At 42.0% G+C, this 20,901-nt stretch carries 18 protein-coding genes; 7 read left to right on the plus strand and 11 right to left on the minus strand.

All coding sequences use genetic code 11. The features are described from left to right. Complete coding sequence (locus I5M19_RS10060) at nt 1-681, minus strand: hypothetical protein (RefSeq protein WP_200066205.1); 681 nt, start codon at nt 679-681, stop codon at nt 1-3. Nucleotides 682-844: 163 nt separating this feature from the next. On the opposite strand from I5M19_RS10060, the gene I5M19_RS10065 reads away from it, so the two are divergent. Then, nucleotides 845-1,156, plus strand: a complete 312-nt coding sequence (locus I5M19_RS10065; RefSeq protein WP_200066206.1) for a hypothetical protein — start codon at nt 845-847, stop codon at nt 1,154-1,156. Here the strand turns inward: I5M19_RS10065 and I5M19_RS10070 are convergent. Beyond that, nucleotides 1,134-1,355 carry a hypothetical protein gene (locus I5M19_RS10070; protein WP_200066207.1) on the minus strand — a complete coding sequence of 74 codons (222 nt, stop codon included), beginning with the start codon at nt 1,353-1,355 and terminating at the stop codon, nt 1,134-1,136. The two genes, I5M19_RS10065 and I5M19_RS10070, sit on opposite strands and share 23 nt — an antisense overlap. Nucleotides 1,356-1,579: 224 nt before the next feature. On the opposite strand from I5M19_RS10070, the gene I5M19_RS10075 reads away from it, so the two are divergent. Beyond that, nucleotides 1,580-3,742 carry a glycoside hydrolase family 3 C-terminal domain-containing protein gene (locus tag I5M19_RS10075; protein ID WP_200066208.1) on the plus strand — a complete coding sequence of 721 codons (2,163 nt, stop codon included), beginning with the start codon at nt 1,580-1,582 and terminating at the stop codon, nt 3,740-3,742. A gap of 239 nt (nt 3,743-3,981) precedes the next feature. On the opposite strand, the gene I5M19_RS10080 is transcribed toward I5M19_RS10075, so the two are convergent. The 9 genes from I5M19_RS10080 to kduI form a co-directional block, all read right to left on the minus strand. Then, nucleotides 3,982-5,853 carry a RagB/SusD family nutrient uptake outer membrane protein gene (locus I5M19_RS10080; protein ID WP_200066209.1) on the minus strand — a complete coding sequence of 624 codons (1,872 nt, stop codon included), beginning with the start codon at nt 5,851-5,853 and terminating at the stop codon, nt 3,982-3,984. Between the two features lie 18 nt (nt 5,854-5,871). Next, nucleotides 5,872-9,102: a SusC/RagA family TonB-linked outer membrane protein gene (locus I5M19_RS10085; RefSeq protein WP_200066210.1), complete on the minus strand. Its 3,231-nt coding sequence runs from the start codon at nt 9,100-9,102 to the stop codon at nt 5,872-5,874. Between the two features lie 204 nt (nt 9,103-9,306). After that, nucleotides 9,307-10,089 carry a DUF4350 domain-containing protein gene (locus tag I5M19_RS10090; RefSeq protein WP_214653055.1) on the minus strand — a complete coding sequence of 261 codons (783 nt, stop codon included), beginning with the start codon at nt 10,087-10,089 and terminating at the stop codon, nt 9,307-9,309. 221 nt (nt 10,090-10,310) lie between these two features. Further along, nucleotides 10,311-11,345 carry a LacI family DNA-binding transcriptional regulator gene (locus I5M19_RS10095; RefSeq protein ID WP_200066211.1) on the minus strand — a complete coding sequence of 345 codons (1,035 nt, stop codon included), beginning with the start codon at nt 11,343-11,345 and terminating at the stop codon, nt 10,311-10,313. 84 nt (nt 11,346-11,429) lie between these two features. Then, on the minus strand, nt 11,430-12,716 hold the full coding sequence (locus I5M19_RS10100) for an MFS transporter (RefSeq protein WP_200066212.1): 1,287 nt from the start codon (nt 12,714-12,716) through the stop codon (nt 11,430-11,432). Nucleotides 12,717-12,733: 17 nt separating this feature from the next. Next, entirely contained in the window at nt 12,734-13,393 is a 660-nt protein-coding gene (locus I5M19_RS10105; protein WP_200066213.1) for a beta/alpha barrel domain-containing protein, read from the minus strand. Continuing rightward, nucleotides 13,383-14,420: a sugar kinase gene (locus I5M19_RS10110; protein ID WP_200066214.1), complete on the minus strand. Its 1,038-nt coding sequence runs from the start codon at nt 14,418-14,420 to the stop codon at nt 13,383-13,385. Before I5M19_RS10110 ends, I5M19_RS10105 begins: the two co-directional genes overlap by 11 nt. Continuing rightward, the gene (locus I5M19_RS10115; protein WP_200066215.1) at nt 14,420-15,235 is read right to left on the minus strand and encodes an SDR family oxidoreductase; all 816 of its coding nucleotides are present in this window, start codon (nt 15,233-15,235) and stop codon (nt 14,420-14,422) included. Before I5M19_RS10115 ends, I5M19_RS10110 begins: the two co-directional genes overlap by 1 nt. A 4-nt stretch (nt 15,236-15,239) precedes the next feature. Beyond that, the gene (gene kduI, locus I5M19_RS10120) at nt 15,240-16,070 is read right to left on the minus strand and encodes a 5-dehydro-4-deoxy-D-glucuronate isomerase (protein ID WP_200066216.1); all 831 of its coding nucleotides are present in this window, start codon (nt 16,068-16,070) and stop codon (nt 15,240-15,242) included. Between the two features lie 278 nt (nt 16,071-16,348). Here kduI and I5M19_RS10125 point away from each other — a divergent pair, with 278 nt between their 5' ends. From I5M19_RS10125 to I5M19_RS10145, 5 genes are read left to right on the plus strand one after another with little or no spacing between them, the layout of a single operon-like run. Then, nucleotides 16,349-16,960 (plus strand): YhcH/YjgK/YiaL family protein, encoded by a 612-nt coding sequence (locus I5M19_RS10125; RefSeq protein WP_200066217.1) that lies wholly within the window; start codon nt 16,349-16,351, stop codon nt 16,958-16,960. Nucleotides 16,961-16,980: 20 nt separating this feature from the next. Continuing rightward, entirely contained in the window at nt 16,981-18,207 is a 1,227-nt protein-coding gene (locus tag I5M19_RS10130) for a glycoside hydrolase family 88 protein (protein ID WP_200066218.1), read from the plus strand. A 7-nt stretch (nt 18,208-18,214) separates the two neighbouring features. After that, complete coding sequence (locus I5M19_RS10135; protein WP_200066219.1) at nt 18,215-18,577, plus strand: cupin domain-containing protein; 363 nt, start codon at nt 18,215-18,217, stop codon at nt 18,575-18,577. A 19-nt stretch (nt 18,578-18,596) separates the two neighbouring features. Then, entirely contained in the window at nt 18,597-19,784 is a 1,188-nt protein-coding gene (uxuA, locus tag I5M19_RS10140; protein ID WP_200066220.1) for a mannonate dehydratase, read from the plus strand. Nucleotides 19,785-19,791: 7 nt separating this feature from the next. Beyond that, nucleotides 19,792-20,877, plus strand: coding sequence for an alginate lyase family protein (locus tag I5M19_RS10145; protein ID WP_200066221.1), 1,086 nt, complete (start codon nt 19,792-19,794; stop codon nt 20,875-20,877). The last annotated feature ends 24 nt before the right edge of the window (nt 20,878-20,901 follow it).

The following is a 20,901-nucleotide window of genomic DNA, read 5'->3' on the forward strand; positions in this document are numbered from 1 at the left end:
TTATTCGCTCTCGTAAATGGTTGAATAGATGGAGGTAAGTGTGTTGGCATTAAAATTAAGCTGTACCACATTGTATTGCCTGCTATTTATTACCGATGTAAAATACCATTGCGTTGAAGCGCTCATTGCGGGATCATAAACCTTGTTAATATCTTTGGAGAAAATAGATAAGCGTTCAAATTTATTAGCATAGGATGCTATTTTTTTAATGTTTACCAGTTTTTGGTAAATGGTACTGATCTGATCGTTAACAGCGATGGTGGCATTTGTTGAATTGCCGACCGGCCACTTATTAAGCTGTATCCCGTCATTCGTCCAGATGGATTTTACTTTATCATTCTCAAAATAAATTTGGATCCCCGTGCCTGTGCCCTTTTGCTCATCTAACAAGATCGAGGTATACAAAGGGAGCCTGTCCTTCAAACTATCAAGTTGAGTAAATACATTACCCACCACATTTAGATAGCTGATTTGTTGAGTGGTTTTGTTAGCCTGAATGGTAGCATATATACCGGTGCTCGTTTGGCCGATAGTTAAGCCCAAAAACTGACCACTGGTAAGTGTATCCTGCGAAATGATCTTTGCAGCAGGCGGATCAATTATGATACCATTGCCGGTGTTTTCTTTTTTACAACTAAAAAATGCAGCAGAGACCAATAGGAAAATATAAAGCTTTTTCATGTCTAAACGAGTGGTTTGTTACTTATACGTGCCACATTAAAAAAACGCTACAGGGTTTATGTTTAAAACCAATCATGTCGCGATACACCCCTTACATTGGCACAATAACACTCCGTTTTTTATTTGCTATGCTATAAATTTGACTTGCTAATCAATTATCAATATGAAAATAGTAAGGGTACAATACACCACCAAAGCCGAATATGCTGCCCGCAATCAGGAAAACATTAAAGCTGTTGTAGCGGAGCTGAAAAGCATTAACCATCCGGGTGTTAAATACAGCACCTATTTGCTGCCGGACGGGAAAACTTTTATGCATTTTGATCATTTTGAAAACGAAGAAGCGCACCAATTTTTAACTTCGTTAGCCTCATTCAAAAAATTCGCGGATGAGTTAGAAGCAAGTGAACCGGAAACAGAACCTAAGCTGGAATTGCTAACCCTGGTTGCCTCTACTGAGGATCTTTTTGAATAATATTCTGATGGCGCCTGTCCTTTTTTAATTTGACAAGTAAAATAGCAGCCATAATTTCCACCCCTAATCCAAATCCGGTTAACAGGCCGGCTAAAAGATCGGTAAGATGAAACACTTTGTGTATTGCCGGAACCGTTGATACCACCAAAAGGCCAACGATAAGCATCATTGTTAGTTTTTTTGCATCGAGGTTTTTCATACTTGTTTTTCTAATAATTATTAGATGCCGCTTTAATGCATCTGTTACGGATTAGCCGGCTTATTTAACTAAAAACTATGCTAATCAATATTTGGTGTGTTAAATATATGAATTTACACAAGCATATTTGAATAACAAGTGATTGTAATTGAAGTTTTTATGGGCTATATTTACTTTTATAAACCAAACGGGTGATTGTACCACCACATTAACTAAATCAAATCATGAAAATTAAGCTGTTTGCCTGCCTGTTATTAAGTGCCTTTATATGGGCAAATACTACTGTTAACGCCCAGGCCCCTACTAATAAAGCAATAGAAACCAGGATAGCGGCGACCATAAAAAAATTAACGCTTGAAGAAAAAATATCTATGTTGCATGCCAACGGTATTTTCAGCACTGCGGGGGTGCCACGCTTAGGTATCCCGGGATTGATGACCGACGATGGGCCATTGGGGGTGCGGGAAGATGTTAAGGAAGGATGGGGGTCAGCTAACCTAACTACTGATTCTGCTACATTTTTCCCTAACGGATCGGCATTGGCAGCAACCTGGAACCCGGCTTTAGCTTACCGCTACGGGCATGATTTGGGCGAAGAAGCACGGGCGCGAAATAAAAGTATAATACTTGCTCCGGCATTTAATATAACCCGCACACCCTTAGGCGGCCGTACTTATGAATATTATTCCGAAGATCCTTTTCTGAACTCTCAACTGGCAGTACAATCCGTAAAAGGTATACAAAGCCAGCATGTTGCTGCATGTGTAAAGCATTACGCTGTAAATAATCAGGAAGTTGAGCGTGGCCGGGTTAATGTGCTGGTAGATGAACGGGCACTACGTGAAATATACCTGCCTGCTTTTAAAGCTTCAATAACCGAAGGTAACGCATGGACTATCATGGCAGCATATAATAAGTTCCGCGGGGTATATTGTTCGGAAAATGATTATCTGCTTAATAAGATATTAAGAGATGAATGGGGCTTTAAAGGTATTGTTATTAGTGATTGGGGCGGCACACACAGTACGGTTGATGCCGCAAACAATGGTCTTGATCTGGAAATGGGATCGAGACCGCCTTATAAAAACTATTATTTTGCTGATAAACTACTGGATTCGGTAAAAGCCGGCAAGGTAAGTATGAAGGTAATTGATGAAAAAGTACATCACATTTTATGGGTGATGTATCACACTGTTTTAAGTACTAATGAGCCTAAAGGTAAAATAAATACCCCTGAGCATAGTAAAACAGTTTACGACATCGCGTCCGAATCAATTGTGCTGTTAAAAAACGATAAACATCTATTACCAATAAATACCACTGCTGTAAAAAGTATAGCAGTAATAGGTGATAACGCCACACGCACTTTTCATTTGGGTGGCTTTGGTGCAGGTGTTAAAGCGCGTTACGAAGTTACCGCACTTGCCGGCTTGCAAAGCAGGTTGGGCAATAAAGTTACTATCAATTACGCGCAGGGATATTCGGGCGTGTATAAGCCATTCCGGAGAAAGACTGATACTGTACCTGACAAACCCGACCCGGCCTTGCTGCAACAGGCAGTAGCCATCGCTAAAAGTTCGGATATGGCTATCCTGTTTATTGGTGGTAACCGTGACTATGAAAGTGAGGGACGCGACCGTGCCGATCTTAGTTTGCCGTTTCACGAACAGGAGCTGGTTGATGCGGTAACTGCAGTAAACCCAAACACTATTGTTGTAGTGGTTGGCGGCGCACCTTATGACATAGGGAAGATCAAAAAGAATAACCATACCATCGTGTGGTCCTGGTATAATGGATCGGAAAATGGAAACGCCTTAGCTGATATGCTAACCGGGAAAATAAACCCTTCCGGTAAATTACCATTTACCTTCCCTGCACAATTAAAGGACTCCCCTGCTCATGCTTTAAATGCTTATCCGGGTGAAAACCTGCAGGTAGATTACAAAGAAGGCATATTGGTGGGATACCGTTGGTTCGATACGAAAAAAATTGCGCCCCTTTACTGTTTTGGTTACGGGTTATCTTATACCGATTTTCAATACCAGGGTTTAAGCGTAGCTAAAAAAGCATATAATCCGGCAGAAAATATCAGTGTTACTGTAAAAGTTAAGAATAATGGTAAATACGCGGGTAAAGAAACCGTTCAGCTATACATAAGTAAGGCCGGTTCGGTGGTTGAACGTCCTGAAAAAGAATTGAAGGCATTTAAAAAGGTTTTAATACCCGCAGGGCAGGTTGCTGACGTTGTTTTAAATGTACCGGTTAAAGATCTGGCGTATTATGATGTTAAAAGCAGCAAATGGATAGTTGAACCCGGTGAATATAAAATATTGGCAGGCACATCATCAGAAGATATTAAAGAACATAGTACAATTAAGGTAAATTAAGCCTTTTATATTAACTCTTTGGCGTGAGTTGACAGCACGTTGGATATCTTGGCTGCTAATTTCATTGCATACTGTGATATAATTTGTTTACGGACCTATAGTATGATCTGATCCATTCTATTTAATATCTGCAAACAGAATATTTTTAAATAAAAAACCAGGCCTTTTTACAGGCCTGGTCATCTTAATTTAAACTACCAACGATCTCCATCTAAATTAAGTGGATTGCTTTACGGATCTTACTCCGGTATTTTATCTAACGGTGCAATGTTTGTTTCTGAACCTGAATACCCTTTATTCTGGTTAATATGCCCGTCAATATTCAGATCAATATCCCTTTGTGGTATAGGCCATAACACATGATAAGGAGATATGGTGAAATGGTTACCCGAATTAGTTACTACCGCCGGATTTTTGTAAAAATCATTTTTCTCCATTATACGGTCATAAAAAAAGTTATTGGTAGAAAAATCCTGCATGTTATAGGTTTTACCATTGTAAGCTGTTTTACCTGTTTGCGCAAAAATGTAGGCGATACGGGTAAGTTCGGTTTTACGTGGCTCCTCCCAATATAACTCCCTTTGGCGCTCATCCAGTATGGTACCTATATTCACCGCGCTCGGATCGGTTAACAATTGTGCCTGTGCTCGGGCGCGTACTTTGTTAATATCTGCCATGGCAAGCGCTGTTTGTCCCTTCCAGTAATAAGCTTCGGCACGCAACAGATAGGTTTCCGCTAAACGGAATACATACCAGTCGGTATTGGTACCACGCGGAGGGCTCCACCATTTATCCTGCGCGTAAGTACCTGAACCGATAAATACTTTATAATGCGGCCAGCCAAACCATGCACGAATGGTATCTTTAGCGCCATTTAAAAAACGTTGGTTTACATTAGCCGCAGTATATTGCTCCAGATGTTTGCCATACCAGTTAGGGTCGGTTTTTTTAATTGCCGGATTATTGTAAACCAGGTCGGTCATATCAACCCACATACCCTTTGCGTGGCGCAGGTCGGTATTATCCGTCCAGATGTACTTGGTTGCGTAAGGTGTACCCCGCAAGCGACCAATACCCCTACCGTACAGTAAAGTAAGCGGTATTTCTTCTGTAACCTTATCTGATATGCCCGGTTTAAGCGCACCCGGAGTTAGTATGGTGCCGTTATGCCACATAGGTACACAATTACGCATAACCTGCGAGCCGCTTGGGGTGGCCCCTTCTAAGTTTTCGCGGTCAATAACTACATATAATGCTTCGGTATTTGTCGCGATAGATTTATTTTCAGGGCGATGAAGATCCCATACCACATTTTTTGTAGCATCGTCTGCTACTATACCAAAGCGGCTTGTCATTAAGGCATACGGACCGTTTATGGCAATATTTGCTGAATTGATGGCGTCATCAAATAAACCCATGGCCAGGTTTATTTTAGTTAATAAATGCGCGGCGGCACCTTTTGATGGTTCGCCTTTATTCCCATTATCAACTAATTTTCCTACAGCAAATTCCAGGTCAGTTTTCATTTGCTTTAGTATCACCATACGTTGCGTGCTATAGTAACCAGTGTTTAATCCGGTTTCCTCTTTTAGCACTAAAGGCACATCACCAAACTCGTGTACCAACCTGTAATAGCGATATGCGCGATGAAAATAGGCGCCAGCCAAAACCTTATCTCTTTCGTCCTGACTTGGCCAGGTAATATCATCTATTCTGGAGATGATAACATTGGCATCATGCACCCCCTGGTACCACATCTGCCAGTAATACCCTATTTTATTATAGTCATTACTATTCAGGTTAGCTGTAGGTGTTATTCGCACATTCAGATCCTGGGCCGGGGTAGTTTTATCAGTCGTACCCTCCACTGCAGCATCTGTAAAGATAGATTCAGTTAGTAAAGGGGCCGAATCTCCAAAAAACTCAAACCGTACACCCAGGTTAAGGTTAGTAAGCGCGCTTTGAAAAGCAGCCGGAGACGATAACGTATTATTAGGTGTAAATTTTGAGGGAGCCTCCGGGAACAGGTCGCTTCGTTTTGTACATCCGCCTGCTGTAAGCATAGCCGCTACAGCAATCCCCGCTATTATATTTTTTTTAAAATTTTTCATATCTAATCAATTTATCCGTTAAAAAGTCACGTTAAAGCCTGCCGCAAGATACCTCGGTGTTGGTCCGTTGTTTTGGGGATCCCATAAAGGCCAGTCAGAGAAAACTGCGGCATTTGTTGCATTCACGAAAAGTTTAGCGCTTGACATTCCTAAATGCTTAATAAGCTGAGGGCTGAAAGTGTATCCTAATGACACTGTTTGTACTCTTACAAATGAAGCCTTACGCCAAACATTTATAGTTGTACCTGACGAGCCGGAATTTAACCGTGCGTAGTCGTTTATCGGGTTATCCGGTGTCCAGTAAGGTAATACATAGGAATTTGTACGACCGAAACCAACACTGCCCGGGTTATTTTTAGCATCGTTAAACTGCCGTAACTGACCCATGCTTGATACCAGCATAAAAGAGAAATCAAAGTTCTTGAGGAAGTTGAACTCATTACGTAACGACCATGTGAATTTAGGACTTGTAGAGCCCAGGAAAACCTTATCATCATTGTTAAATACAAAATCGCCGTTCATGTCCTGGAGTTTAAAATCACCGGGTTTGGCTTTATATTTTGCAGCTTCATCAGCTTCATCAGTTTGCCATACGCCTAAAATTTTATAGTCCCATACGGCGTTCACATCATGCCCTATAAACCATCCGTTACCAATATCATCGTTCTCTCTGGTTACAGTATTGCCATTTGCATCCGTTGTTTGGTAATCGCCATAAAGGTGTACTATCTTGTTACGGTTCAGATAAAATGTTCCTGTAGCATTCCAGTTAAAGTTTTTACTGCTCATTACCTTACCTTGCAGTAACACCTCAATACCTTTATTATTAACCTCCCCTATATTGGTTAACACGCTCGGATCAGCAAGCCCCTGTACATACAGTTCAGATCTGTCAACTATAAGGTTGGTTGTTTTACGATTGTAAACATCAATTGAACCACTTAAACGGTTATGCAACATGGCAAAATCCAAACCAATGTTGGGGCCGGTAGTACGCTCCCAGGTTAGTTCGTCGTTCTGAAGTGTGCGTACATAAATGGTATTATTGTTTACAACCACACCACCCGGGGTTACCGTTGGATACTTATTAGTTGCAATTACGGCAAGCGCTAAACTCGGATCGGCGGTACCACTTGATAACCGGTTACCGTTTGATCCGTAACCTACACGCAGTTTACCATAGTCGAGCCATTTAAAGAAGTCTGTTTTAAAGAACTTTTCATCGGTAAACGTCCATGCCACAGCACCGTTTGCATAGTTTTGTCTTGGTGCTTTTAAGCCAAAGGGTGAGAACCCATCGCGACGGGCGGTAAAGGTGACGTTATATTTACCCATAAGGTTATAATTTAAACGTCCCATCAACGCGTCTGCATTATATATGCGGTCATCGCTGCTTTCAACAGGTAAGGTACCCGCGCCTATACTATGATAACCTAAAACATCACTCGGGCTAAACTGGGTATTGGATGCCCGGGTGTACCAGGTCTGATATTTTTCTTTATTTAATAAGAAGGTTGCATCAAACGTATGAACACCGAATGTTTTATTCCAGTTCAAAATATTGTCCAGATTATAACGGTAACGGTTTTCCATTGTTCTGATACCCGTGCCGCCTGAAAGTTCGTTAGGGTTAGCAACCGGCCTGAAGAAGAAGTTGCGGTACGACTCTAACTGAGGGGAAAAGTTCAGGGTATATTTAAACCCGAATGGCAGATCAACCTTAGCGTACAGGGTTGAAAATAAAACGTTCTGCACATTTACATTTGAATTGTATTGCTTACCCAGGAAAGGGTTGCGCTGGTTTAACCCGCTATCATCGGTATCAATACGGCGCAAGGACCCATCTTCATTGTAAACATCACCATACGGAGACGAGTTAATGATCTGCCCCCAATCGGCCTCGGTACGGTCAATAGCCTGCCCGCTTAATGAACTACCCGATGCACCTTCATCCCTCACAGAATACTGCGCATTTAGGCCAATGGTTAAAAACTTGGCAGCTTTACCTTCCAGGTTTGCACGAAAACGTACATCGTTATATTCGCCGCCCTGTATAAGGTTTTGGTTTTTAGTAAAGTTACCCGAGAAATAGTAGCTGACATTATCTCCCCTTCCGGATAAACTTGCGGTATAATCCTGGCGTAATCCGTTTCTGAAGATAAGTTTCGACCAATCGGTAACCTTACCGTTCATATAGTTATCTATCTCGTTCTGAAACAAGCCTAAACGCTGCAAATAAACAGTAACAGGGTCTCCGGTAGCACCGTTTAAAAACTGATCTACAGTTACCCCGTCAGGTAAGCTCCGCGGATCGCTGTAGTAATAATACGGGTTTGATGAGTTTGCACTGCGCTGAACATCGGCGCGCCAGTTCAGAAAATCTACTCCCTGGTAATATTTTTGATTTTGCAGTAACTGCGCAACGCCCATATTCGCGTTAAGCGTAATCACCGAGCCGCCTTTTTTACCTTTTTTGGTAGTAATGGCAACAACCCCACCTGCCGACTGTGCACCATAAACGGCTAATGCGCTTGGATCGCGTAAAACATCAACCCTGTCAATATCGTTTGGATTGATGTCTGCCAGATCGCCGGGATAGATTACCCCATCCAACACTATAAGCGGATTAGTACTTCCGGACAAAGAGTTACGCCCCCTGATCTGCAGATCGCCAACACTGCCACCTTTTGGAGATGTGTTAAGGGCGACAGAAATACCCGGTACCGAGCCGCGCAATATATCGTTAACACTTGCAGGGTTATCGTTCTCAAATTTATCTGCCTTAACGCTGGTTATAGCACCGGTTACATCTTTTTGTGCACGTGTACCATAACCAATAACCACCACTTCATTCAAATCCTTTGAGGATGGCAGCAATTTAACGTTTAATGAAGTACGGCCGTTTAAAGCCACCTCCTGGGTGGTATAGCCCACAAATGAGAATTCAAGAGTGGCATCACCATCAGTTTCAATGGTATAATTACCCTTTACATCGGTTACAACGGCTACTGTTGTACCTTTTACCCTTACGGTAACCCCGGGTAACGGAAGGTTATTTTCATCAGTTACCACACCGGTTATTTTAGCCTGCTTTGCGCCAGGCTTGTGCAGTGCTAAATTGGACGTGTTTACCCAAGACGAATTAGCCGCCCCACTATATGCATAGGTATCGCCTGCGGTTACAAGCAATGATACCGCTGATAAAATAGCACACGTTTTAAATGATCTTTGTAAATGTCTATTCTTCATATTTATATGTTAAGAATTAATTTTTCCATTTTTTTTTGACAAAACGATCCCAGGACGACTATTCATCGTCTTTTTTTGGATGTTAATAAAGGATCGGATTTTAAATTCTGCCAGAATTTGGCATTAGCGATATCTTAAATCGCTACTCGATTTCTTTTCTTTCCATAATTGTTCAGTTTAGTTGGATTTATGTTGGTTAATGATTTAGTTGCTTTTTAAAATAAGATACTTAGCGAGATCGGCGGCGGCCTTGTTGTTTTCATAAACAGCGGGTAACCTGCCGTTAACATATTCATTGTAAAGCCAGGGATCTGCAACGGCAAGTACGGTTCCTTTACCATAGGCGGTAACAGCCGCTATAGTTGCACCACTTGTTGAACGCAAAACAGTTTTAGCCTTTTTTGAAATACTTATGCTGCACACATCTTTCATGAAAGCCATTTTAGCCGTTTTAAATATGGGGTTATTGTTAAGCACCACCTCCCCGTCGTTAAAGTGAGCATCGTCAGTTACATGATTCTGCAGATCGTTATTAAAGTGCATCCCAAACCTGCCTGCCAGTATATTAAAATGAGTAAGTTCCACATTCGCGCTGTCATTAGCCATCATCACCAAAACGCCGCCGTTTTTAACCCACTGCGCAATATTATCAGCATCGCACTTAGTTATGTAGTTAGGGTTTGGATTTTCCTTTTTACTGTCAGGATCAACAATGATGTATATTGCAACTCCCTTTAAGTTTTGTGACGTAGGTGCGGAATCGATATGGGTAAGTGTTGCGCCCTGTGATCTGAAAATATCCCCCCATATGGAAAATCCGGAGTTGGCTGTATCCTCCCACATATAATGAAACCTGGCAACCGTACCATTTTTCTCCCGGTGTGTTTCGTGATTGAAATAATAATCGAGCGCAACAGTTTGTGCACTTACTTTTAAAATAGCAATTGGATACACGAAGAGTATAATAATGAAAAACTTTCGTTTCATTCTATAATAAGATTTATCGATATGCAGGATTTATAATTGGCGCAGTTTTAACTGCACATATCAAAAATACCTTGATTACCTTTGGCTTCGCAGTTTTAGCACATATTTATTTACGATATCGTTTTCGCTCGGCGATAATCAAGGCCAAAATAAGGCCATCCTCATCCCTGCGATCAGGGAAAAGTTAAAAACACTAAGTACTGTTGTAAATTAACTGATGATCAGTTTTTAGGAGAGGTTGACCGGCGCGTTACCAATTGGGTAGGAAGCACCATTGTTTCAAATTCGTAAACGGGCCTTTTACTGAGTATAAGATTTAACAATAGTTCTGTTGCCTTTTGCCCCATTTCAAACCCGGGTTGATAAACAGAGCTTAATGAGGGGCTCAAAACATCGGCTAACATGGTGTTTGTAAAACCAACGATCGCCATTTCCTGTGGTATTTTTATACCTAATTTATTAAGGAGAAATAAAGAAGTAGTGGTAATACGATCTGATGTTGTTAAAATAGCATCCGGTTTATTTTTTAACAACAGTAATTCATTTAATGCTTTCTCTATTTCGCCTACATCACGTCCGCCGTGCGGACAATGTTTAATGTATTCATCAGGAATTGTTATACCGGCTTCTTCCATCGCTTTTTTATAACCGGCAAACCGCTCTCGGGTGATAGAAATATTTGGCGGGCTGGTAATATGAGCAATACGCCTGTACCCGCCATCCAGTAAATGGCGCGTAGCATCGTATCCTCCTTTAAAGTTATCGGATATTACTTTATGTGTTTCGATCTCGTCAGTAATACGATCAAAAAAAACAATAGGTAAACCCAGTTCATTCAGCCTTTTAAGATGTCCCAGATCATGCGTTTCTGTAGAAAGGGAGATAAGCAGCCCATCTATAGACCGATGGGTAAGGTGCTCCACGTTTTTCACCTCCAGATCATAAGACTCGTGTGTTTGTGTTATAATAACATTAAACCCGGCTTTATATGCTACGGACTCGATACCATTTATAACCTGCGAAAAAAACTGATTTTCAATTGTAGATACTACTATCCCTATTGATTTGCTATTCCCTTGTTTTAAACTCTGAGCAATAGGATTAGGACGATAGTTATGCTCACGGGCATAATCATTTACCAGTTTTTTGGTCTTCTCACTTATCTCGTAACTATCGCGCAGCGCTTTTGATACCGTTGATACCGATAGATTAAGCGCTGTAGCAATATCTTTTATGGTAATAGTATTAAAGTTCATATGGGCCGCGTGTTAAGTACAAGTACCGTGCTTAACATTGTACCAATGTAAAGAAAATACTATCTAATTGCTAATTTAATTGCACTACAATTTCACAACTTTCATACGGGGTGCCAGCAAATGCATTATTAACCAGGCAAATAGGTAGGCACATGCGCATACGGTAAAAATGATGTTATATCCGGCGGTAATATTACCGGCATCCTTATATGTTTCCAGTACCCAGCCAATGAAAGACGGGAAAATTATACCGCCGATGGAACCTGCCATACCGCCTATCCCTACAACAGAACTCACTGCTTTTTTAGGGAACATATCTGATGTGGTAGTAAAAATATTAGCGCTCCAGGCCTGATGTGCAGCGGCCGCTAAACTTATCAAACCTACCGCCTGCCAAATATTTGTAGCATAGCGTGCTGCAAATATGGGCACTACACAAAGCGCAAAAATAAGCATAGTGGTTTTGCGGGCTCTGAATACAGGCATTCCGCTTTTTATTAACCACGACGACAAATATCCGCCGCCAATACTGCCAACGGTAGTTGCCGTGTAAACCAATGCCAGCGGCAAACTTGGTTTAGAAAGGTCCAGATTGAATGTACTTGAAAAATAGGATGGCAACCAAAATAAAAAGAAATACCAAATTGGATCGGTAAGGAATTTACCCACTACAAATACCCAGGTTTGCCTTATACCAAACAGCCTCGTCCATTTTACCTTCTGCCGGGGTTCGTCAGAAGGTTCATCTGAATCACTATGTACATGCTCATATTCAGCCGCGTTTATTTTTTTATGCTTATTAGGTATCTCGTAAAATATCCACCAGAAAATGAGCCATACAAAACCCAACGCGCCCGTAATAATAAACGCCATTTGCCATCCGTAGATGCCTAATATCCACGGAACCATTACCGGGGCCAGTACCGCGCCTATATTTGCACCCGAATTAAATATACCTGTTGCCAGTGCACGTTCCTTTTTTGGAAACCATTCTGCCACTACTTTAATAGCTGCAGGGAAATTTCCCGACTCGCCTAAACCCAACGCCGCCCGCACGGAAGCAAAACCAAGTGTTGTTTTAACAACCGCGTGCAACATGGCCGCTACACTCCAAACTATTAATGAAACTGCATATCCTAACTTAGTGCCCAGTTTATCAATAAATCCGCCAAAAGCAAGTAACCCCAAGGCGTAAGCAGCCTGAAAAGCCATAACAATATGACTATAGTCTTCTTCCGTCCATGCAAACTGCTTTTCCAATGTAGGTTTTAACAACCCTATAACCTGCCTGTCTAAATAATTTATGGTTGTGGCAAAAAACAATAAGGTTACTACCACCCAGCGGTAGTTGGTTTTTTTGATATCGGTCATAATTGGTTTACTTAAAATTACCTTGCGTTATTTACTAATTGTATAGCCCGCAAAGCTTCTGTATATAATTGATCGTATGCTTTGTTCTCTAACACGGCCTGGGTTATCAGCTTGCTTCCCATTCCAACAGCTGATGCTCCTGCGTTAAACCATCCACCTATATTTTGCTGGCTCATCTCCACCCCTCCGGTTGGCATCATGGCAAGTTCGGGAAAAATATCCTTAACTGCTGATAAAAATCCGGGGCCTAATATGTTTGAAGGGAAAAGCTTTACCATGGTTGCACCAAGCAGTTGTGCTTTATATATTTCCGTTGGGGTCATGCAGCCCGGTATCCAAAGCAGGTCGTGTTGCTGAGCAATCGTGGCAACATCCGGATTTACCAGCGGAGCAATAATAAAATCTGCCCCTACGTTTATGAAACGCGTGGCTTCTTCTTTGCTTTTTACAGTACCAATGCCCAACAGCATATCAGGCAGCTCAGTTTGCTGTAGCTTTTTTAGTATCGCAAAGTTTCCTTCAGCATTTGCGCCCCGGTTGGTATACTCAATAACCCGGATTCCTGCTTTATACAAGGCCCGGGTAATGGCAATACTGCCCTCAGAACTTGCATCATAAAATAAAGGAAGTAAGCCCTGTTTAATGATACTATTTTTAATATGTTCTTTAGTCATCATGTTTAATAGCTTTAATTACCTGTGCAACAGTACTGTTTGTAGCATCTCCTTTAATAAATAATTTCTTAAAGGCGGCGGCTGTTGCAAAACTCAAACATTCCGAAACCGGCAGTTTATTATAATAGCCATAAATAAGGCCGGCCATAAAACAGTCACCGCTTCCTACTTTATCAATCACACTTTCGGCATTGTATTCAGATGAAACTTCCATCTTACCCTGCTGAAATAAGGTGGTATAATATTTTATATGACCGTTATCACCAAACCTGAAAGTGTTGGCAACCGCTTTGCAATCAGGGTACTGTTCTGTAAGTTTTTTCGAAACACTCAATGCTTCGGTTAGGTAATCGGCCTTGCTGCATTGCTGTTGTAACTGTTTATTAACGGGTATACCCAGCAAACTTTCCGCGGCCCAGATATTACCCATTATCAGGTTACAATATTTAACTAACCCCGGCATTACTTCCGTTGAAGAAACGCCATATTGCCATAACTTTGAGCGGTAATTGAGATCAACAGAAATGGTAATATCACGTGCCGATGCAGCTATTAACGCTTCTTCGCATAACTTAGCAGCCTTCAAACTTACCGCGGGGCAAATTGCGCTGAAATGAAACCATGTTACGCCGGTTAATATTTCATCCCAGTTAACGGTATCCGTCTCCAGTTCAGCAAACGCCGATGCCGCACGATCATACACCACGGTATCGTGTTTCATATCCGCACCGGTTGTTAAGTAAAACAGGCCAAGCCTTGCGCCGCTTTTAAAAATAGCCGAGGTAACCACACCCCGGCCACCAATATAATTAATCAACCACTCTGCAAGTCCGTTATCAGGTAGTACCGTAAAGTATTTTGTTTCGATTCCCCATAATGCCAGGGCCGTTGCCACATTTAATTCAGCGCCGCCAACATACACCGGTAGCTGATTATTTTTAAGCCAGTTACCTTCACTATCCGGACTAAGCCGTAACAGCAGTTCGCCAAAGGTTAATACCGTTCCGTTGCCTGCTGTAGTTAAACCCATTATACCCCGCCAAATATTGAGAAACCGCCATCCACACATATCATTGAACCGGTCACAAACGCCGATGCATCACTAAGCAGCCAAACCAATGCCCCTATCAACTCATCCGGATTGCCAAAACGTTTAAAGGGGGTTTGCTTAATAACCAATTCGCCCCTTGGGGTATATCCTCCCTCAGGCTTAGTTAGCAGATCCCGGTTTTGTTCCGTCAGGAAAAAGCCCGGAGCCAAAGCGTTCATTCTTATGGCATCTCCGTAACGGTTAGCCAATTCAACCGAGAACCATTGATTATAGCAATCAACCGCAGCCTTTCCCATATTGTAACCCAATACTTTGGTTATGGCCCGTTTTGAATTCATAGAAGAGATATTTACAATACTGCCTTTGCCTGTTTTAGCAATAGCTTCGCCAAAAACCTGCGTAGGCAACAGCGTACCCCAAAGGTTCAGGCCCATTACCTTTTTCATGCCCTGCAGATTCATGCTGAAAATATCTTCGCCGGGTTGCAGCACCCCATCCGGCATATTACCACCGGCTCCGTTCACCAATCCGTCTATCCGCCCGAATTTATCCATAATAAGCGCCTTTGCGCGTTGTAAAGACTCCTCCTCCATAACATCCGCCACCAAAGCAACAGCACTTCCGCCATTTTTATTGATCGCTTCAGCACGCTCTTCAGCTACAGCCTTGTTTCTTCCTAAAATACCAACAGCACCACCCGCAGCTACAATACCATTAATGAACGATTTGCCGAGTATGCCCGTGCCGCCTGTTACTACTATTACTTTCCCTGTTAATGAATAATTACCTGCCATTATATTATCTTATATCCTCTATCCTGATCGCATCCATATCGGTGTAGTCAAGATTTTCACCCCCCATGCCCCAGATAAAACTATAGTTACTGGTACCTGCACCGGAGTGCATGCTCCAGGGCGGCGACACTACTACACCGTAATTATCTATTAAAACATGCCTTGATTCGGTTTCCTCGCCCATCAAATGAAACACACGTTGCCCTTCGGGTATGTCAAAATAAAAATACGCTTCCATCCTCCTGTCATGAACATGCGGAGGCATGGTATTCCATACACTACCCGGATGTAATATGGTAAGCCCCATTACCAGTTGACAGCTTTTTATACCGTTTGTGTGGATATACTTGTTTATAGTCCGCTTATTTGACATTGCAGCATCTCCTGCATGTACCTTTTCCGCGCTATCTATCGGCATTAAAACCGTAGGGTATGTTTTATGAGCCGGTGCCGACAGCAAATAAAAAACCGGAGGCTTTGCGCTATCCTTTGCCCTAAAAGTAACACCCTGTACGCCCCTGCCTACGTAAAGGCAATCAAGCTTGTTTAAAGTATAGGTTTCATTTGCTACGGTTATCTCTCCTTCACCACCCACATTAATGATACCCACTTCGCGGCGTTCTAAAAAAAAGTCAGATTTCAGGTTATCATAGTTCCCAAGATCAATACTTTTATTAACCGGGTGCACAACACCCGCTATAATTCTGTCGTAATGGGTGTATACACAGTTGATCTCATCTGCTTTTAACAGATCTGCAACTAAAAAACGGTCACGAATTTGAGCGGTCTGATAACTTTTAAAATCATCAGGATGAACGCTATGTAGTACTTTCAATGCAAAAAGTGTTATTTGGTAAACTTATAATTGTTCAGCAAGTGTACAATTATGACACTTTAATTTGAAACAAAAGACCTGATATTTCTACGCAAACGTTATCGAAGATTTTTAAAACCAGGGTAATGTTTATACACTCTGCTACGATAACGTTTGCGTAGAAATAGTGCCTTAAAAGGCATTTAATATGCCATTTACATCGTAATATTGAACTTGTAACTTTAAGCGGATACTTCCGGCACACATGTTACTACTTATAAACCAAGTTATAATCTATCATGAAAGTTAAACTTATATACCGGCTTGCAATAGCCATGATTGGTTTTATTACAATGGAAAACACTGCAATTGCACAGCAAAACATAAGTCATAAAAATGCCGAAAAATGGCTTAAAAAGGGTGAATGGAAAAACGGCCTTAAATTAAAGGTTGATAATTCTGTAGACGCCGATGAATTTTACAAACAATATCATCATAATAAAGCTGTTTGGGATAAGGTATTTACCTTTTTAAAGCAAACCAACCTGGATACTTTAAGCCCCGGTAAACATATCATAGATGGTGATAATGCCTACGCCAGCGTTACAGAGGGCCCTTCAAAAGAACCTGATAAGGCTACCTGGGAGTCGCATAAAAAATACATTGATCTGCAATACGTAATAAAGGGGAAAGAGAAAATAGAAGTGGCAGATGTAAGCACGGCTCATGTTATAAAGCCCTATGATGCCGCAAAAGATGTAGCTAATTATACAGCAAACGGCATCACTTATACCGCCGCTCCAGGCACATTTTTCCTGTTCTTTCCGCAAAATGCGCATAAGCCAAACATAAAAGTAACCGGATACGATATTGTAAAAAAACTGGTAATAAAAATTAAGGTAGCCGAGTAAGGCTCCATAAATATATATTCATGAATATTAAACAACAAATACCCCTTTTGCTGTTATGCGCTTGTACACTAAGCGCCTGCTCTCAGCATATCACGTCCAAAACATTCCGGTTTGCGAAAAATCAGACAAAAGTATTATTAACAGAAACCGCCAAGGCAAAAAAGGAAGCCGCAAAACCCAATTTATTTTCTCCGCGATCAATAGATAAGGATGGCAATCTGGTACTGGTATCATCAAAAGATTGGTGCAGTGGTTTTTTTGCAGGTAACCTGTGGTTTTTGTATGAATATACGGGCGATAAATTCTGGATGGAACAATCCCTGCCGTTTACTGCCATAATGGAAGGCGAAAAAACTGACGGCGGCACCCATGATATGGGCTTTAAACTATATAACAGCGTTGGTAATGCCTATCGCCTAACGCATAATGAAAAATACAAAGAGGATATAATACAAGCAGCGAAAACGCTGATGACCCGTTTTAACCCGGTGGTGGGCTGCATAAAATCATGGGATAACCGTAAAGAATGGAAATACCCTGTTATTATAGATAACATGATGAATCTGGAATTGCTTTTTGAAGCAACCCGCCTTAGCGGCGATTCCAGTTTTTATAAAGTTGCGGTCACCCACGCTAATACTACACTAAAAAATCATTTCCGTGCCGATAACAGCTCTTATCATGTAATTGACTATGATCCGCAAACGGGCGAAGTGCTGCATAAACAAACCCTGCAAGGTTTTGCAGATAGCTCGGCCTGGGCACGCGGCCAGGCATGGGGATTATATGGTTATACCATGTGTTACCGCGAAACACACAATAAGGCCTATTTATTACAGGCAGAAAAGATCGCCAAATTTATTTTCACTAATCCGCAAATGCCGGATGACCTGGTGCCCTATTGGGATTATGATGCCGCTAAATTACCGGGCCAACCACGTGATGCTTCGGCTGCCGCAATTGCCGCTTCTGCATTATATGAGCTGAGCACCTATAGTGCAAACAGTAAATCCTATAAAAAAACGGCAGATAAAATATTGAACAGTCTGTCCAAACATTACCAGCCGCAGCCGGGCGGAGCAAAGGGTTTTTTGTTGCTGCACAGCACAGGGCACAAACCGGCCAACAGCGAAATTGATGTACCTATAATCTATGCCGATTACTATTACCTGGAGGCTTTGCTTCGTCAGCAACGGGTCGCGGATAAAAAACCGGTTATTAATGCCGACGGTTTGTTAAAGAACTAACGCCTTTATGATACAGAGTAATTTATTTCAGTTTGAGGACAATACCTCATGGCAGAAGGTGGGCGAAGGTGTTTTAAGACAAGTAATGGGTTTTGATGATAAGCTGATGCTTGTAAAGGTTAAGTTCGACAAAGGGGCAACGGGCATATTACACAGTCACGCACATGCGCAGGTAAGTTATGTGGAAAGCGGTGTTTTTGAAATGACCATGGGCGAAACAATTAAAATAATCCGCAAGGGCGATGGTTATTACGTACCGCCATTTACCATACACGGTTGCGTTTGTTTGGAAACAGGTATGCTTGTGGATGCCTTTAGCCCCGCGCGATGGGATTTTTTGCCTACTAACGGCAGACAATATACTTTGTAACTTAGGGAAATTTTTTAAGATGAGCTTAGAACAAACATGGCGTTGGTACGGCCCTGATGACCCTGTTAGCCTTGCAGATGCTAAACAGGCCGGAGCCACCGGAATTGTGACCGCACTGCATCATATCCCTAACGGCGAGGTATGGACGGTTGAACAGATCATGCAGCGAAAACAATTGATTACGGATGCAGGGCTTGCGTGGTCAGTTATTGAAAGTATTCCGGTACATGAAGATATCAAGAAAAGAACAGGCAATTACCAGCAGTATATCGCTAATTATTGCCAAAGTATTTTAAATGCCGGCAGCTGCGGTATTAATACTGTTTGTTATAATTTTATGCCGATACTGGACTGGACACGTACCGATCTGGATTATCTGATGCCTGATGGCTCAACGGGCTTACGTTTTTCAATGATTGCTTTTGCGGCATTTGATATCCATATTTTAAAAAGGCCGGGAGCTGAAAGTGATTATCCGGAATGGTTAAAAACAAAGGCAACCTCCTACTATAATGAACTGACCGCTGATGACATAAACCGGCTCACCTATAACATAATTGCCGGTTTACCCGGCGCAGAAGAAGGATATACCATAGAAGAGTTTTTAAAAGTCCTGGCTTCATATAATAACATTGGCCCTGACTCGCTTAAGGACAATTTATTTTATTTTTTGAAACAAGTAATACCTGCGGCAGAGCAGGCGGGCGTACGTATGTGTATCCATCCGGATGATCCGCCGTATGCCATACTTGGACTGCCGCGGGTAGTAAGTACCGAACAGGATATAGTTGAAATTTATAATGCAGTAGATAGCCCCAATAATGGCCTTACCTTTTGTACGGGTTCGTTTGGAGTAATAGCCGCTAACGATTTGCCCGGGATGGTAAAGCGCCTTGGCCAACGTATACACTTTATCCATTTACGAAACACCAAACGCGATGCTGAAGGCAATTTTCATGAGGCCGACCACCTTGCCGGAGACACGGACATGTATGCCGTAATGAAGGCCCTGTTAGAGGAGCAGCAAAAACGCAGGGCAGCAGGCCGCGGAGACATAGCCATGCCCTTCAGGCCGGATCATGGTCATAAAATGCTGGACGATCTGCAAAAGAAAACTAATCCGGGTTACTCTGCTATAGGCCGTTTAAGAGGTTTGGCAGAATTGCGCGGACTTGAACTGGGCATTAAAAGATCATTAGAAAGCTAAAATATATATGAAAAAGTTGGTTTGTTTTTTTTGCTTTTCCGCCATCACCATTACGCTTAAGGCACAAATCGTAAGCCTTGATAAAAAAGAGGTGTCAATTATGCGCAAGGCCATTAAACATAACAAACAGTATCAGGAATTATTTGAGCCTTATAAACAGGCGGCGTATCAAGCCCTGCAGGAATCACCCAATCCGATAGCGGTAATACAATCGCAGGGTTTACTGGCAGGCGACCCCAGAAAAACCGCAAGCCTTAAATCCCTGGAAGACGCCTACAAAATTTATTCACTGGCTTTTGCTTATAAGGTTTTGGGGGATAAGGCGATGTTGAATAAAGCGACTGAATATTTAGTTGCCTGGGCCAAAGTAAATAAAGCGACTGACGATCCTATCAACGAAACCAAAATTGAAGATATAGTGACCGCTTATGACCTGATAAGGGATGATATAAGCGCAGCCGACAGGAAAGTGACCGACACCTGGATGCACAGCAAGGCCGATGCGCTGGTAGATAGCAAATACGCGAAGGGAAACCGGGGCACCGCTATTAACAACTGGAACTCGCACCGCATAAAAATGATAACGCTGATAGCATATACCCTGCATGATGACAGTTACGATACCATTATTACACGCGAACTTGAAAAGCAACTTAACGTTAACCTTAACCCCGACGGCACCACGCACGATCTGGTAGAACGCGATGCCTTCCATTACCAAACCTATGACCTGGAACCGCTTATATCGGCCTGTATAGCTATTTACCGTGCAACGGGAAAAGATTATTTCAGGTGGAAAACCACTAACGGCTCATTCATCAAAAACTGCGTGGATTACATGACGCCATTTATGACCGGAGAAAAAAAACATCCTGAATTTGTAAAAAGCACGGTGCCATTTGATCTGAAACGGGCGCAGAACAACGAAAAAGGTTATGCATCCGGCACCTTGTTTGAGCCTAAAAACGGGGTTAACACATTTGCCCTCGCCGCTTACTTTGACAAGAGCTACAATAAAATTATACAACAAGCTATGCAAAATAACAACTACATCAACTGGCGCATGGCTCTGAATAATTTTACCGCGAAATAAGTTCTCTGAATTAGCTTAGCCGAT

This window comes from Mucilaginibacter segetis, assembly GCF_016522075.1.
Lineage (GTDB): Bacteria > Bacteroidota > Bacteroidia > Sphingobacteriales > Sphingobacteriaceae > Mucilaginibacter > Mucilaginibacter segetis.